Below are 15695 nucleotides of genomic sequence, written 5' to 3' on the forward strand. Positions count from 1 at the left end.
GCCACTCGTCTTCGTCATGACCTATCTGTTGATCAAGTCGCTGCACCTGCTGTTCGTGATCGCCTGGATGGCGACGGTGTTCTACCTGCCGCGGATTCTGGTGAATCTGGCCGAAAGTGCCGGCGAACCGCCGGTGCAGGCACGATTGCAGCTGATGGGGCGTCGTTTGTACAAATTCGGCCACAACATGTTCGGCATCGCCTTCGCGTTCGGGCTGGTCCTGTGGCAGGGCTGGCGGGTGTTTCCGCAGAGCCTGCCGAACGTGACCGCGGGCATGCACTGGATCGACGCCAAGCTGACTCTGGTGGCGTTGTTGCTGGCCTATTTCATCTGGGCCGGGCGCCTGCTCAAGAACAGCGCGAAAGGAGTGGCACTGCCATCTTCCAAGGCGCTGCGCTGGCTCAATGAGCTGCCGGTGCTGCTGCTTCTCGGTGTGATCTGGCTGGTGCTTGCCAAGCCGTTTTAGAGTGAGGGGGAGCGAGAGGTGAGAGTTGCTCCGATCCGGCAATTCACTCACTTCTCACTCCTTGACGTATTCCCGGTACCAATCGGCGAAGCGCGCCACGCCTTCCTCGATCGAGGTGGACGGCGCATAGCCCACATCGCGGCGCAGTGCCGACACGTCGGCCCAGGTGTCCGGCACGTCGCCGGGCTGCATCGGAAGCAGGCGTTTTTCCACCGTGCGGCCGAGGTTCTGTTCCAGCAATTCGATGAAACGCATCAGTTGCACGGGCTGATCGTTGCCGATGTTGTAGACCCGGTAAGGCGCGTTCGATGTGCCGGGGTTGGGCCGTTCCGCGTTGTAGGCCGGATCCGGCGCGGCCGGCTGGTCGAGCGTGCGGATCACGCCTTCGACGATGTCGTCGATATAAGTGAAGTCGCGACTGTGGTTGCCGTGGTTGAACACGTCGATCGGTTCGCCACGGCTGATCCGGTCGGCAAACAGGATCGGCGACATGTCCGGTCGCCCCCATGGCCCGTACACGGTGAAGAAGCGCAGGCCGGTGGTGGGGATGCGGTAGAGATGGCTGTACGTGTGCGCCATCAACTCGTTCGCCTTCTTGCTGGCGGCGTACAGGCTGACCGGGTGGTCGACCGCATCCTCCACGGCGAACGGCATCTTTCGATTGGCGCCGTAGACCGAGCTCGACGAGGCGTAGACCAGATGCTCGACGCCGCCGTGGCGGCAGCCTTCGAGGATGTTGACGAAACCGGCCAGGTTGCTTTGCACGTAGGCGCGCGGGTTCTGGATCGAGTAACGCACGCCGGCTTGCGCGGCCAAGTTCACCACGCGCTGCGGCTTGAACGTGGCGAAGGCATGATCCACGGCATCGGCGTCGGCGAGGTCGGCACGCTGGTGGCTGTAATTCGGGTGGTCGATGAAGTGCGCCAGCCGCGCTTCCTTCAGTGCCGGGTCGTAATAGGCGTTGTGATTGTCAAAACCATGGACCACGTCGCCGCGCGCCAGCAGGCGCCGGGCAAGTGCGGCGCCGATGAAGCCGGCGGTGCCGGTAACCAGGATGCGCATGGTTCGATTTGACCAAGGTGAGGCTGAGTTGCTCATTGTAACGGGGTGGCTCATCGCCCCGTGCCGGGTCGATATTTGCTAGCTGACTGGAAGGGAAATGCCTGCGAATTTGTGGGAAAAATCCCTATTGCAAGCGCTCGTAATTTGAGTTAGCTGTCAAATTTTGTTACACTCCGCGGCTTCCAAATTCACCCTCAAACCTGGGCCGGCATGTGCTTCATGTCCTCGACCCTGGCGTTCTTTTGCCCAGTGTTTGTTTCCGCTGCTTCGTCATGAAGCACCGCGATCCCTGCCGGATTGCCGCGACCAGACCCAGGCCAAGGAACCATGCAGAAAATAAGAATAGAGAAGCTCAGCAAGATTTTCGGCCCGCATCCGGAGAAGGCCCTGCGCCTGCTCGATCAGGGTGCGGACAACGCGGACATTCGCAAGACCGGTCATGCCGTCGGCGTGGCCGACGTGACGTTCGATGTGGAAGAGGGCGAGCTGCTCGTCATCATGGGCTTGAGTGGCAGCGGCAAGTCGACGCTGTTGCGTTGTCTCAATCGGCTGAACTCCTCCAGCCGAGGCAGCATCTTCATCGACGGCGAGGACATCACGCGCTTCGACCGTGAAAAATTGCTCGACCTGCGTCGGCGCAAGATCAGCATGGTGTTCCAGCATTTTGCGCTGTTTCCCCAGCGCAGCGTGGCCGACAACGCCGCCTACGGGCTGGAAGTGCAAGGCATCGCCCCGGCCGAGCGTCGTGCGCGGGCGGTCGAGGCGCTGGAACTGGTTGGCCTCAAGGGCTGGGAGGACTCGCTGCCGAGCCAGCTCAGCGGCGGCATGCAGCAGCGCGTGGGCCTGGCCCGTGCGCTGGCGGTGAAGTCGGACATCCTGCTGATGGACGAGGCCTTCAGCGCGCTCGATCCGCTCATCCGTCGTGACATGCAGCAGGAGCTGGCTTCGCTGCAGCGGCGCATGAAAAAGACCATCGTGTTCATCACGCATGATCTCGATGAGGCGCTGCAGATCGGCGACCGCATCGTGCTGATGAAGGACGGCCGGGTGGTGCAGATCGGCACGCCCGAGGAAATCCTCAACAAGCCCGCCGATGCCTATGTCGAGCGTTTCGTGGAAAACGTGGACATGTCGCGCGTGCTGACTGCGCGCAGCGTGATGGGTCGAGCCCGCGAGCTGGCGTTTCCGCAGGACGGTCCGCGCACGGTGTTGCGCAAGATGACCGAGGGCAGCGACACCAGCATGCTGGTGGTCGAGCGTGACCACACGCTGGTCGGTACGGTCACCCTCGATGCACTGGAAAAGGCGGTGAAGGACGGCGTGGGCAGCATTGCCGAGCTGATCCAGCGTGACGCACCGACCATCGATCCGGACCTGCCATTGACCGACATCATCAACTTGATGGCCGCATGGCCGTATCGACTGCCAGTCGTGGATGGGCAGCGCAAGCTGCTCGGTGTGGTGACCCGGCCACGGGTGATCAATGCGCTGGCCCAGAACACCCCGACGGAGGTCGCCGCATGATCGCGCTTGTACCGAAACTGCCGCTGGCCCAGGGCATCGACACCGCACTGGATTGGCTGACCCTGCATGGCGCCTTCATCACCAAGGCGTTCAGCCACGTCGTCTCGATCCTGATCGATGCGCTGGTGGGCGGCCTGTTGTGGTTGCCGCCGTGGTTGCTGATTGCCGCCGTGGCGCTGCTGGCGTGGCGTGCCGCCGGTTGGCGAGTGGGGCTGTTCAGCCTTTTCGGACTGCTGCTGTTGTGGAATCTGCGACTGTGGTCGGCCACGGTGGAAACCTTCACGCTGGTGCTGATCTCCACCACGATCTCGATCGCCATCGGCATGCCGTTGGGCATCGCCGCCGCGCTCAGTCGGCGCACCTCCAAAGTCGTCATGCCGATTCTGGATTTCATGCAGACCATGCCGGCCTTCGTCTACCTGATTCCGGCCATTCCATTCTTCGGCCTGGGTGCGGTGTCGGCCAGCGTGGCCACGGTGATTTTTGCCACGCCACCAACCATCCGGCTTACCGCGCTGGGTATCCGCCAGGTGCCCGGCGATCTGATCGAGGCGGCCGATGCCTTCGGTTCCACCCGTCGCCAGAAGCTGTTCAAGGTGCAGTTGCCGATGGCGGTGCCGACCATCATGGCCGGCATCAACCAGACCATCATGCTGTCGCTGTCGATGGTGGTGATCGCCGCGATGATCGGCGCCGGCGGACTCGGCGGCAAGGTGTGGCAGGCGATCCAGCGACTGGAGCCGGGCAAGGGCTTCGAGGCCGGCATCGCCATCGTGATCCTGGCGATGATCCTCGATCGCGTCACCCAACGCATCGGCCGCCCGCAGCCGAACAAAACCGCGAAGTGATTCGCGGCCATACCAAGTATTCCAAGGGAGATTTCATGAGCAACAAGACATTCCGACTTCGCACGGCGATTGCCGTCGTCCTTGCCACCGGCCTGCTGGCCGGCTGCGCACCTTCCGGTGGCGATACCGCAGGCAGCGCCACGGCCACGTCAGCCACGGCTTCCAGCGAGACGAAGGAAGTGCGGCTGGTCTACGTCGAATGGGCCAGTTGCACGGCCGCCACCCATGTCGCCAAGGCGGCGCTGGAGCAGCAGGGTTTCAAGGTGAAAGCCACCTCGGTCAGTGGCGCGGCGATGTATTCCGCGCTGGCCCACGGCGATGCCGATGCCACGGTGTGCGCGTGGCTGCCCAGCACCCACGCCAACTATTACGCCAAGGCAAAGGATCAGTTGGTCAACCTCGGCCCGAACATGACCGGCACCAGGATCGGCCTGGTCGTGCCCGACTACGTGACGATCGATTCGATCGACGAGCTGGCCGCGCATGCCGACCAGTTCGATAACCGCATCGTCGGGATCGATCCCGGTGCCGGCGAGATGGGCATCACCCATGAGGCGATCGACGCGTACAAGCTGCCGCTGAAGCTGATCGACGGCAGTGGCGCCACCATGACGGCGGCGCTGAAGAGCGCCATCGACAACCAGCAATGGATTGTTGTCACCGGCTGGACGCCGCACTGGATGTGGGCGCGCTGGAAGCTGAAGTACCTGGCCGATCCGAAGGGCAGCTACGGCGGTGCCGAAGACATCGACACCCTGGCGCGCAAAGGCCTGCAGCAGGACATGCCCAAGGCCTATGCGGTGCTGGATGGCTTCCATTGGACGCCGGAGCAGATGCAGCAGGTGATGGCGGCCGATCAGGCGCCGGATGCCGATTCGGAAAAGAACGCCAGGGACTGGGTCGACAGCCATGCCGAGCTGGTCTCGGGCTGGGTGTCGGGCAAGTCCTGACCCTGCAGCCGCCCGCGGCGTGTCCGCGGGCGGCTGACGCAGGGGAGTGCATGCTCCCTTGTCTGGCGTCGCCCATCGCGTGCGGACGCCCATAAAAACTGAGGAATCATCCGATGAAATTCAAACCACTCGCGCTCGCCGCGACGGGAGCCCTTGGCCTGTGCCTGGCCCATCCTGCCCTTGCCGCCACCAGCACCACCGTGCCGGAGCAGCCGACTACCGTGGCGCAGCAGATCGCGCAGATGCAGGCGCGCATGAACGAGATGCAGAAGCAGCTCGAAGCCCTGCGCCAGCAGCAGGCTGAAGGCGTACCGAGCACCGACGTGCCCGTGCAGAAGGTGGCTGCGGCCAGCGCGGCACCGGCGAAACAGGCTGACGGCATCAAACTGGGCGGCGCGGTGCGTTTCCAGTACAGCAACGAAGGCTACGACAAGGCCAATCGCCGCCGTGGTGGCGACGGTGACTTCGACATCTTCCGGCTCGATCTGAAAGGCAGCATCGGCGATGTCGAGTTGTCGGCGCAGTACCGCTGGTTCCAGTACATGAGCGCGGTCCAGCACGCCTGGGTCGGCTACAAATTCAACGACAGCTCCGAGGGCCGGCTGGGCCTGGTCAAGCTGCCGTTCGGTGTGCAGGCGTTCGACTCGCACAATTACTTCTTCAGCTCCAACTACTACCTGGGTCTGGAAGACAGCTATTTCATGGGTGCGAAGTACCTCTTCACCAGCGATCCGTGGAACGTGCAGCTGGCGTTCTTCAAGAACGACGGCATGGGCGGCGTGGATGGCTACGTCAGCAATCGCTCGGACAGCTATACCTACAACGTGGTCGGCTATCGCGACGCCACCGAGGGTATGTTCGATGATCCGGCGCATCCGATCGGCACCACGGATACGGTTGCTGCGCGCGCGGCCTACACCTTCCGTCCGGGTGCCGAGACCAGTGTGGAAGTCGGTGCTTCCGCCCTGCATGGCGGCCTGGTCGACGCGGCGCACAGCGTCGGGCACTACGGTGCCTACGCGCTGCACATGAATGCCAACCATGGTCCGTGGAATCTCCAGTTGCAGGCTGCGCATTACGACTATTCGGTGCAGGACGCCACGCGGCTGGCGGTGGGCGCGTACCACTTCTACGACAGCATCGCGGCCAAGGCCACCAGCTATACCGGCAACCTCGCCTACAAGTGGCCGGTATCGTGGGGGCCAGTCAGTGAGTTGACGTTCTACAACGACTACTCGATGGTCGGGCACAAATCCGGTGGCCTGCCGCACACCTGGATGAACGTGACCGGCGTGTCCGTGGCGGCCGGCGGCCTGTTCACCTATTTCGATTTCGTCACGGCACGCAACCAGCCATTCATCGGCGGCAGCATGGCCGGCGACGGCGGGGTGGAACACCGCTTCAACATCAACGTCGGCTATTACTTCTGAGTTCGTGCGTGCTGCCGCCGAGATTGACAGCCGGGTGGCGTCGAAGTAGTTTTTTCGTCTACCCATCTGTCTTGGTGGCCCGCAGGCAACTGCCGGTCGAGTGTGCGACATGGACACTACGAAGCTTCCCCGCTGATTTGCACCCAAGGCCGGATCGAACGAGGGCGCCTGGCGCCCTTTTTCGTGGATGGTGGCTCGCTTGCAGCGACGCCCGGCTACACTTAGCAGTCATACTTTGCTTCTTGGTCCGCCGTCGTGGCGGATCCTCCAGGTGTTCCCATGATTGAAATCACGCTACCCGACGGCAGCAAACGGCCGTTCGATCATCCCGTCACCGTGCAGGACGTGGCCGCCTCGATCGGCGCCGGTCTGGCCAAGGCCACCCTGGCGGGCAAGGTCGACGGCAAGCTGGTCGACGCCAGTTTCCCGATCGAACACGATGCCAGCCTGCAGATCGTCACCGAGAAGAGCCCGGAGGCGCTGGAGATCCTGCGCCACTCCACCGCGCACCTGATGGGGCAAGCCGTGCAGCGGTTGTTTCCGGGCGCGCAGGTCACGATCGGCCCGGTGATCGACAATGGTTTCTATTACGACTTCGCCTACGAGCGCCCGTTCACCCCGGACGACCTGCCGAAGATCGAGGCGGAGATGCACAAGCTGGTCGCCGAGCAGTTGCCGGTGACGCGCAGTGTGAAGTCGCGCGACGAGGCGGTGGCGTTCTTCCGCGACCTGGGCGAAAACTACAAGGCCGAGATCATCGAAGGCATTCCGGCCGATCAGGATCTGTCGCTGTATTCGCAGGGCGAGTTCACCGACCTGTGCCGCGGCCCGCACGTGCCGAACACCGGCAAGCTGCATTCGTTCAAGCTGATGAAGGTGGCCGGCGCCTACTGGCGCGGCGATTCGAACAACGCGATGCTCAGCCGCATCTACGGCACCGCGTGGCTCAATGACAAGGACCTGAAGGCCTACCTGTTTCAGCTGGAAGAGGCCGAGAAGCGCGACCATCGCAAGATCGGCAAGCAGCTTGATCTGTACCACCAGCAGGAAGAAAGCCCGGGCATGGTGTTCTGGCACCCGAACGGCTGGGCGATCTGGCAGCAGGTCGAGCAGTACATGCGCGGCGTGTACAAGAAGAGCGGCTACCAGGAAATCCGCTGCCCGATGGTGCTGGACGTGTCGCTGTGGAAGCGCTCGGGCCATTGGGACAACTACGCCGAGAACATGTTCTTCACCGAGTCGGAGAAGCACACCTTCGCGCTGAAGCCGATGAACTGCCCGGGTCACGTGCAGGTGTTCAACACCGGCCTGCACAGCTACCGCGAGCTGCCGATCCGCTACGGCGAGTTCGGCGGCTGCCATCGCAACGAGCCGTCCGGTGCGTTGCACGGCATCATGCGCGTGCGTGCGTTCACCCAGGACGACGGCCACATCTTCTGCACCCCCGAACAGGTCGAGGCGGAAGTCACCGCGTTCCATTTGCAGGCGATGAAGGTGTATGCCGATTTCGGCTTCACCGACCTGGCGATCAAGCTGGCCCTGCGCCCTGAAAAGCGCATCGGCTCGGACGAGTTCTGGGATCGCACCGAGGAAATGCTGCGCAACGCGCTGCGTGCAGCCGGGGTGGAGTGGGAAGAATTGCCGGGCGAGGGCGCGTTCTACGCGCCGAAGATCGAGTACCACCTGAAGGACTCGATCGGCCGTGCCTGGCAGGTCGGCACCATGCAGGTCGATTTCATGATGCCGGAGCGTCTTGACGCCGAATACGTCGACGAACACTCGCAAAAGAAGCATCCGGTGATGCTGCACCGGGCCATCGTGGGCTCGATGGAGCGCTTCATCGGCATCCTGATCGAGCACCATGCCGGCCTGTTGCCGGCATGGCTGGCCCCGGTACAGGCGGTGGCGTTCAATATCACCGATGCACAGGCCGATTACGTCCGCGAAGTGACGCAAACCCTTGTCGACAAAGGTTTCCGCGTACAATCGGATTTGCGCAACGAGAAAGTCGGCTATAAAATCCGCGAGCATACGATGCAGAAAGTGCCTTACCTGCTCGTGGTCGGTGACCGCGAGAAGGAGACAGGGTCCGTCTCTGTGCGTACACGTTCCGGTGAGGATCTCGGCAGTATGCTGTTGAGCGAGTTCATTGAACGACTGGAGACCGAAACCCGGCGCTGAGCGCCTGGCGGTCTGTTTCATTACTTCTTCTGGAGGATCGTGGTATCGCAACCACCGACAACAAGGGCAATCGTCGTAACCTGGAAATCCGTGTGCCGCGGGTGCGTGTCATTGGCGCGGATGCCGAACAGCTCGGTATCCTGACCCGTGACGAGGCGCTGGCGCTGGCACAGGAAGTAGGCATGGATCTGGTCGAGATCCAGCCCAACGGCGATCCGCCGGTCTGCCGCATCATGGATTACGGCAAGTTCAAGTTCGAAGCCCAGAAGAAGGCGCAGGCCGCCAAGAAGAAGCAGAAGCAGGTCGAGATCAAGGAAGTGAAGTTCCGTCCGGTCACGGACGTGGGCGACTACCAGATCAAGCTGCGCAACATGCTCCGCTTCCTGGAAGAGGGCGACAAGGTCAAGGTCACCATCCGTTTCCGCGGTCGCGAGATGTCGCATCAGGATCTGGGCCAGAATCTGGCCAAGAAGATCCAGGGCGATATTGGCGAAAATGGCCAGGTCGAGTCGTTCCCGCGCCTGGAAGGGCGCCAGATGATCATGATGATCGGCCCGAAAAAGAAATAAGCCGCTGACACCTGCGGGTGTCGCGTCATGTGGGAGCGCACCCTGTGCGCGATGGCTCTTCGTCGGTCCGACAGAAAGAGCCATCGCGCACAGGGTGCGCTCCTACTGGTATCGGAGCAGCGAACTCCGTATAATCGCCGGCTCGACCCGCCTGGATGGGTCGTGCACCGATCATGGCAGGACGGAAAGCGTGACCCTCACGGGATCACCGCCAGATCAGTCAGAAACCGGGACGTCCGCATTCGGAGCCGTCCCACACAAGGAGCAGTTCCATGCCCAAGATCAAGACCAACCGGGCGGCAGCGAAGCGTTTTCGCAAGACCGCGTCGGGCAAAATCAAGTGCGGTCACGCTTACCGGTCACACATCCTGACCAAGAAGTCGACCAAGTTGAAGCGCGGCCTGCGCGCCAAGAATCACCTGAAGGCGTGTGACGCCCCGGGTGTTGCCCGCATGCTGCCGTACTAAGACGAGGAGATAAACCATGGCTCGTGTAAAGCGTGGCGTTACCGCCCGTCGTCGTCACAAGAAAGTTATCGGTCGTGCCAAGGGCTATTACAACGCCCGCCGCAAGGTCTTCCGCGTTGCCAACCAGGCCGTCATCAAGGCTGGTCAGTACGCGTACATCGGCCGCAAGCAGCGCAAGCGCCAGTTCCGTGCACTGTGGATCGTGCGTATCAACGCCGCCGCGCGCATGTTCGGCCTGTCCTACAGCCGCCTGATCAATGGTCTGAGCAAGGCCGGTATCACCGTCGACCGCAAGGTCCTCGCGGATATCGCCGTGCACGACATCAAGGCGTTTGAAGTGATCGCCGAGAAAGCGAAGGCCAGTCTGGCCGCTTGATCGTCGGACGCTGCTGCGTCAGAACGATATGATGTAAAGCAAGCGGGGAGGAGGCCAAAGCCTCCTCCCCGTTTTTGTTGGCGGGATTCAGGATTCGGGATTCGGGATTGGCAAGAGCACCAGATGCAGCCGTTCCGAGTCACCTGACCTCAATCCCGGTTCCCGAGTACGTACCGGAATCGCATCGATGGATGATCTGGATAGTCGCGCCGCTCAGGCGCTGGCGGAAATCGACAAGGTCGACACGCTGGAGGCGCTCGACGCACTGCGCGTGGGCTTGCTGGGCAAGAGCGGCATCGTCACCGCCGCGCTGAAGACGCTCGGCGCACTGGCGCCGGACGAGCGCAAGGCCCGCGGTGCCGAGGTGAACAAGGTCAAGGAGCAACTGGCCGACGCACTGGCTGCCCGCAAGAGGGTGTTGGAGCTGGCCGAGCTGGACCGTCGCCTCGCGTCGGAAAAACTCGATATCAGCCTGCCCGGGCGCGACGGCGAGCGTGGTGGCATCCACCCGATCACCCGTGCGCTGGAGCGCATCAGTGCGATCTTTGCGCGGCTCGGCTACCAGCGCATGGACGGCCCGGAAATCGAGGACGACTGGCACAATTTCGAGGCGCTGAATTTCCCGCCGCACCATCCGGCGCGCGCCATGCACGACACCTTCTACTTCGGCGATGGTCGACTGCTGCGCACGCATACTTCGCCGGTGCAGATCCGCTCCATGGCCGGTCGCCAGCCGCCGATCCGGATCATCGCGCCGGGCAAGGTCTACCGCAGCGACTCGGACCAGACCCATTCGCCGATGTTCCACCAGATCGAGGGCCTGCTGATCGACGAGACGTCCAGTTTCGCCGACCTCAAGGGCACCCTGGCAGAGTTCATCCGCGCATTCTTCGAGCGCGATTTCGAGATGCGTTTTCGCCCCAGCTACTTCCCGTTCACCGAGCCATCGGCCGAAGTGGATATTCGCTGGGATGCCGAAGACGGCTCGACGCGCTGGCTTGAGGTGCTCGGCTGCGGCATGGTCCATCCGAACGTGCTGAAGAATTGCGGCATCGATCCGGAGCGCTACACCGGGTTCGCCTTCGGGCTCGGCGTCGAGCGCTTCGCGATGCTGCGCTATGGCGTTTCCGACCTGCGCGCGTTCTTCGAGAACGATCTGCGTTTCCTGAAGCAGTTTGCTTGAACGGGATTGGGGATTCGCGAGAGCCGTGAGCTCCCGTCCTTCCGAATCCCGAATCTCGTCTCCCCAATCCCGGAACTCAAACCATGAAATTCTCCGAGAACTGGCTGCGCGAGCTGGTCGAGATCAAGGCCGATCGCAACACGCTGGCCCATGCCCTGACCATGGCCGGTCTGGAAGTGGAAGAGCTCACCCCGCTGGGCGATGACCTGGCGGGCGTGGTGGTGGCCGAAATCATTGCAGCGGAAAAGCACCCCGAGGCGGACCGGTTGCAGGTCTGCAAGGTCGATGCGGGGCAGGGCGAGCCGGTGCAGATCGTCTGCGGCGCGCCGAATGCGCGCGTTGGCATCAAGGTGCCGCTGGCCACGGTCGGTGCGAAGCTGCCCAACGGTATCGCAATCAAGGCGGCCAGGCTGCGTGGTGTGGAGTCGTTCGGCATGCTGTGTTCGGCCAAAGAGCTGGGCGTCGATGCGGATGCCTCGGGGCTGCTGGAGTTGCCGCTCGATGCGCCGCTGGGTCAGTCGCTGGCGGACTACCTGGGTCTGCCCGATGCCAGCTTCGAACTGAAACTGACGCCGAACCGTCCTGACTGCCTCGGTCTGGTTGGTTTGGCACATGATGTGGCAGCGTTGTTCGGCAGCGCAGTGAAGGTGCCGGCACAAGCCCCGGCTCCGGTGACCGGGCAGGCTCGTCGCGGCATCCGCCTGGAAGCCGGCAAGGATGCGCCGCGCTATCTTGGCCGCGTCATTGAAGGCATCGATCCGACCGCGCGCACGCCGCTGTGGTTGGCCGAGCGCCTGCGGCGCGCGGGTTTGCGTTCGATCAGCCCGGTGGTCGACGTCACCAACTACGTCATGCTCGAACTGGGCCAGCCACTGCATGCGTTCGACAACGACACGCTGGATGGCGACCTGGTCGTGCGCCATGCACGCCCCGACGAGACGCTGAAACTGCTCGACGGCAATGACGCGAAACTGGATGCCGGTTTTGTGCTGATTGCCGATCAACAAAAGGCGCTGGCCGTGGCCGGGGTGATGGGCGGCTACGATTCGCGCGTCACGGACGCGACCCGCAACATCTTCCTGGAATCCGCGCACTTCGCGCCGGCAGCGATCATGGGGCGCGCGCGCAAGCTCGGTTTGCACACGGACGCATCGCATCGTTTCGAGCGCGGGGTCGATCCCGAGCTGCCGCGCCGCGCTCTGGAGCGCGCTACCGAACTGCTGCTGACGATCACCGGCGGCCAGGCCGGCCCCGTGCTGGTCGCCGAAAATTCGGCCGATCTGCCGCAGCCCACTCCGGTCACCTTGCGTCGCGCGCGCCTGCGCCGTGTGTTGGGCGTGGATGTGGCCGATGCCGAAGTGGTCCGCATCTTCACCGCGCTGGGCATGCAGGTGGTGGCGGCGGCCGACGGCTGGCAGGTCACGGCGCCGAGCAGCCGTTTCGATATCGAGCGCGAGGAAGACCTGATCGAGGAGGTCGCGCGGATCTTCGGATACGACAACATTCCCGTAGCGACGCCTGCCGGCGCATTGACCCTTGCAATTGAGCCGGAAGCACGCATCAGCGAGCTGGCCCTGCGTGAGCAACTGGCGGCGCGTGGCTATTACGAGGCGGTCAACCTGTCGTTCGTCGCCGCCGATTTGCTGGCCAGCTGGGGATTCAACGAGCGACTGGTGCCACTTCTCAATCCGTTGTCTTCCGACCTGGCGGTGATGCGACCATCGTTGTTGCCTGGTCTGATCGAGGCCTTGCGCCACAACCGCGCGCGCCAGCAGGATCGCGTGCGGCTCTTCGAAGTCGCCCGCGTGTTTGCGGCCGGCGATCCCCCGATGGAAACCCCGAGCCTGGCCATCGTTGCCTGTGGCAATGCGCGTTCCGAGCAATGGGGCGAGGCGTCGCGTCCGCTGGATTTCCATGATCTCAAGGGCGACCTCGATGCACTGATCGCCTGGGGCGGCGAGCCGCAGCGATGGTCGGTGCATGCCGATGGTCTGCCGGGTTGGCTGCATCCGGGGCGGGGTGCGCGGGTCGCGCGCGATGGCGAGACGGCAGGTTATCTGGGGGCATTGCACCCACAGCTGGCCAAACAGCTGGACCTGGGGCCGGACGTGCATGTGCTGGAATTGGCATTGGCGCCCGTCCTGCAGCGTCGACTGCCTCAGGCCAGGGCAGTCGCCCGTTTCCCCGCGGTACGCCGGGACATCGCGATGGACGTACCCGAAACGGCGTCCTGGTCACAGATTGAACAGGTGGTTCGCAGCACGCTGGGCGAGCGGCTGAAGGAGCTTCGGTTGTTTGACCGTTACAGTGGCAAGGGGGTCGAAGCTGGCCGAAAAAGTCTCGCTATGGGCTTGATTTTGCAGGACGCTTCACGCACCCTTACTGATGACGACGCGGACCGTTGCGTACGAGAAGCGATAGCTGCGTTGGAGCAAACATGCAAGGCAAAGTTGCGAGGATGAGATGGCGCTGACCAAGGCAGAAATGGCCGAGCGGCTGTTCCTCGATGTGGGCCTCAACAAGCGTGAGGCGAAGGAATTCGTGGACGCCTATTTCGAGGTGGTTCGCGGAGCGCTGGAAAATGGCGAGCAGGTGAAGTTGTCCGGTTTCGGCAATTTCGATCTGCGGCTGAAGAACCAGCGGCCAGGGCGCAATCCCAAGACCGGCGAGGAGATCCCGATCTCTGCCCGCCGCGTGGTGACGTTCCGACCGGGACAGAAACTCAAGGTAAGAGTCGAGGGCTATGCTGGATCAAGGGAATAACACCGAACTGCCTGCCATCCCGGCCAAGCGCTACTTCACCATTGGTGAAGTCGGCGAGTTGTGCGGTGTGAAGCCCCACGTCTTGCGCTACTGGGAGCAGGAGTTTCCTGCGCTCAATCCGGTCAAGCGTCGCGGCAACCGTCGCTATTACCAGCGCCACGATGTGCTGATGATCCGCCAGATCCGCTCGCTGTTGTACGACGAGGGTTTCACCATCACTGGCGCGCGTGCCCGGCTGGAAGGCCCGCAGGCGCGGATGGAAGCGAGCATGTCGCACCAGATCGTGCGTCAGGTGCGGATGGAGCTGGAAGAAGTACTTACCCTGTTGCGTCGCTGAAGGCTTCCGAACACGCTGCGCAAGCTGTTAGACTTGCCAGCTTGCCGTATCGTCGGGGCGTAGCGCAGCCTGGTAGCGCATCTGCCTGGGGGGCAGAGGGTCGTCGGTTCGAATCCGGCCGCCCCGACCAATTCGGTAATTCATTACGAAAAAAGCGCCCTTGGGCGCTTTTTTCGTTGGGAACGGGGAACAGCGGCAACAGCGTTCAAGCTCTCCCGTTCCCGTTCCCGTTCCCGCCCTCAATACAGCACCCGGCTGCGCAAGGTTCCCGGGATCGCCGCCAGCTTGGCTCTCAGTTCATCGGCCTGGGCCGCGTCCGCGCTGACATCGATCACCACGTAACCCACTTCGCTGTCGGTCTGCAGGAACTGGGCGTCAATGTTGATGTTACCGGCGGAGAACAGTTCGTTGATGCGCGACAGCATGCCCGGCACGTTGCGGTGGATGTGCAACAGGCGACGGCTGTGCGGGTGCTCCGGCAGGGTGACCTCGGGAAAATTCACGGCGGACAGGGTTGAGCCGTTGTCGCTGTAACGCACCAGCTTGCTGGCGACCTCGATGCCGATGTTGTCCTGGGCCTCCAGCGTGCTGCCGCCGATATGCGGCGTCAGGATGACGTTGTCCATGCCGACCAGGGGCGAGACGAACGGATCGTCGTTGCCTTTCGGCTCGGCCGGAAAAACGTCCACTGCCGCGCCGGCAAGATGGCCATCGCGCAGCGTCGCGGCAAGCGCGTCGATGTCCACCACGCTGCCGCGCGAGGCATTGATCAGCATGCCCCCTGCGCGCATCTTCGCCAGTTGCTCGTGACCGATCATCAACTGCGTGGCCGGGGTTTCGGGCACATGCAGGGTGACCACATCGGAACGTTCCAGCAATTCATCCAGGCTGGCCACGGCGTGAGCATTGCCCAGCGACAGCTTGGCCTCGATGTCGTGGAAAAGCACACGCATGCCAAGGCTTTCGGCGAGCACGCCGACCTGGGTGCCGATATGGCCGTAGCCGACGATGCCGAGCACCTTGTCGCGCGTCTCAAAGCTTCCGCTGGCCGATTTCGACCAACCGCCGCGATGGCACTGTGCGTTCTTCTGTGGAATTCCGCGAAGCAGCATGATCGCCTCGGCAATCACCAGTTCGGCCACGCTGCGGGTGTTGGAGTAGGGTGCGTTGAATACCGGTACGCCCGACTTGCGTGCTGCGCCCAGGTCCACCTGATTGGTGCCGATACAAAAGCAGCCCACCGCGATCAGCCGCTTGGCGTGACTGAGCACATCGGCGGTAAGCTGGGTGCGTGAGCGCAGGCCGACGATATGCGCATCGCTGATGCGTTGCTTCAACTCATCCTCAGGCAGCGACTTCGCATGCAGTTCCACCTGGCTGTAACCCGCTCGGCGGAACACGTCCACCGCACTGGCGCTCACCCCTTCCAGCAGCAATACCTTGATGTCCTGGCGGGGATAGGAAGTCTGCATGGGTTGTTCCGTAGTCGAGGGGCCGGTTCAACCAGAGTAGGCGAGGATTTGCGGCACTGCAACACTG

At 63.0% G+C, this 15695-nt stretch carries 15 protein-coding genes and 1 tRNA gene; 14 read left to right on the top strand and 2 right to left on the bottom strand.

The window, feature by feature from the left end:
- Positions 1 to 16: 16 nt before the first annotated feature.
- Complete coding sequence (locus ACVWWQ_RS10080; protein ID WP_133947670.1) at positions 17 to 466, top strand: CopD family protein; 450 nt, start codon at positions 17 to 19, stop codon at positions 464 to 466.
- A 54-nt stretch (positions 467 to 520) separates the two neighbouring features.
- Here the strand turns inward: ACVWWQ_RS10080 and ACVWWQ_RS10085 are convergent, their stop codons facing one another.
- Positions 521 to 1528 carry an NAD-dependent epimerase gene (locus tag ACVWWQ_RS10085; protein ID WP_133947668.1) on the bottom strand — a complete coding sequence of 336 codons (1008 nt, stop codon included), beginning with the start codon at positions 1526 to 1528 and terminating at the stop codon, positions 521 to 523.
- Between the two features lie 327 nt (positions 1529 to 1855).
- Here ACVWWQ_RS10085 and ACVWWQ_RS10090 point away from each other — a divergent pair, with 327 nt between their 5' ends.
- The 13 genes from ACVWWQ_RS10090 (at position 1856) to ACVWWQ_RS10150 (ending at position 14286) form a co-directional block, all read left to right on the top strand.
- Positions 1856 to 3052, top strand: coding sequence for a quaternary amine ABC transporter ATP-binding protein (locus tag ACVWWQ_RS10090; protein WP_133947666.1), 1197 nt, complete (start codon positions 1856 to 1858; stop codon positions 3050 to 3052).
- A complete protein-coding gene (locus ACVWWQ_RS10095; protein WP_133947664.1) occupies positions 3049 to 3900 on the top strand; it encodes an ABC transporter permease subunit in 852 nt (283 codons plus the stop codon). Before ACVWWQ_RS10090 ends, ACVWWQ_RS10095 begins: the two co-directional genes overlap by 4 nt.
- A 35-nt stretch (positions 3901 to 3935) precedes the next feature.
- Positions 3936 to 4850: a glycine betaine ABC transporter substrate-binding protein gene (locus tag ACVWWQ_RS10100; protein WP_133947662.1), complete on the top strand. Its 915-nt coding sequence runs from the start codon at positions 3936 to 3938 to the stop codon at positions 4848 to 4850.
- Between the two features lie 113 nt (positions 4851 to 4963).
- Entirely contained in the window at positions 4964 to 6280 is a 1317-nt protein-coding gene (locus ACVWWQ_RS10105) for a porin family protein (protein WP_133947660.1), read from the top strand.
- A 279-nt stretch (positions 6281 to 6559) separates the two neighbouring features.
- On the top strand, positions 6560 to 8461 hold the full coding sequence (gene thrS, locus ACVWWQ_RS10110) for a threonine--tRNA ligase (RefSeq protein ID WP_133947658.1): 1902 nt from the start codon (positions 6560 to 6562) through the stop codon (positions 8459 to 8461).
- Between the two features lie 29 nt (positions 8462 to 8490).
- The gene (infC, locus tag ACVWWQ_RS10115; RefSeq protein ID WP_099653719.1) at positions 8491 to 9030 is read left to right on the top strand and encodes a translation initiation factor IF-3; all 540 of its coding nucleotides are present in this window, start codon (positions 8491 to 8493) and stop codon (positions 9028 to 9030) included.
- A gap of 272 nt (positions 9031 to 9302) precedes the next feature.
- Complete coding sequence (gene rpmI, locus ACVWWQ_RS10120) at positions 9303 to 9497, top strand: 50S ribosomal protein L35 (RefSeq protein WP_007080321.1); 195 nt, start codon at positions 9303 to 9305, stop codon at positions 9495 to 9497.
- A gap of 16 nt (positions 9498 to 9513) precedes the next feature.
- A complete protein-coding gene (gene rplT / locus ACVWWQ_RS10125; RefSeq protein ID WP_072757645.1) occupies positions 9514 to 9873 on the top strand; it encodes a 50S ribosomal protein L20 in 360 nt (119 codons plus the stop codon).
- Positions 9874 to 10060: 187 nt separating this feature from the next.
- The gene (gene pheS, locus ACVWWQ_RS10130; RefSeq protein ID WP_099653718.1) at positions 10061 to 11056 is read left to right on the top strand and encodes a phenylalanine--tRNA ligase subunit alpha; all 996 of its coding nucleotides are present in this window, start codon (positions 10061 to 10063) and stop codon (positions 11054 to 11056) included.
- An 83-nt stretch (positions 11057 to 11139) separates the two neighbouring features.
- Positions 11140 to 13518, top strand: a complete 2379-nt coding sequence (gene pheT / locus ACVWWQ_RS10135; RefSeq protein WP_133947656.1) for a phenylalanine--tRNA ligase subunit beta — start codon at positions 11140 to 11142, stop codon at positions 13516 to 13518.
- A gap of 1 nt (position 13519) precedes the next feature.
- A complete protein-coding gene (gene ihfA, locus ACVWWQ_RS10140) occupies positions 13520 to 13819 on the top strand; it encodes an integration host factor subunit alpha (protein WP_007804491.1) in 300 nt (99 codons plus the stop codon).
- Positions 13800 to 14156 carry a MerR family transcriptional regulator gene (locus ACVWWQ_RS10145; RefSeq protein WP_007804493.1) on the top strand — a complete coding sequence of 119 codons (357 nt, stop codon included), beginning with the start codon at positions 13800 to 13802 and terminating at the stop codon, positions 14154 to 14156. The genes ihfA and ACVWWQ_RS10145 overlap by 20 nt, the downstream gene beginning before the upstream one ends.
- Before the next feature lie 53 nt (positions 14157 to 14209).
- Positions 14210 to 14286: transfer RNA gene (locus tag ACVWWQ_RS10150), tRNA-Pro, on the top strand.
- 109 nt (positions 14287 to 14395) lie between these two features.
- Here ACVWWQ_RS10150 and serA read toward each other — a convergent pair.
- Positions 14396 to 15628 (bottom strand): phosphoglycerate dehydrogenase, encoded by a 1233-nt coding sequence (serA, locus tag ACVWWQ_RS10155; protein ID WP_133947654.1) that lies wholly within the window; start codon positions 15626 to 15628, stop codon positions 14396 to 14398.
- Between the last annotated feature and the right edge of the window lie 67 nt (positions 15629 to 15695).

It is taken from the genome of Rhodanobacter sp. TND4EL1 (assembly GCF_054061035.1).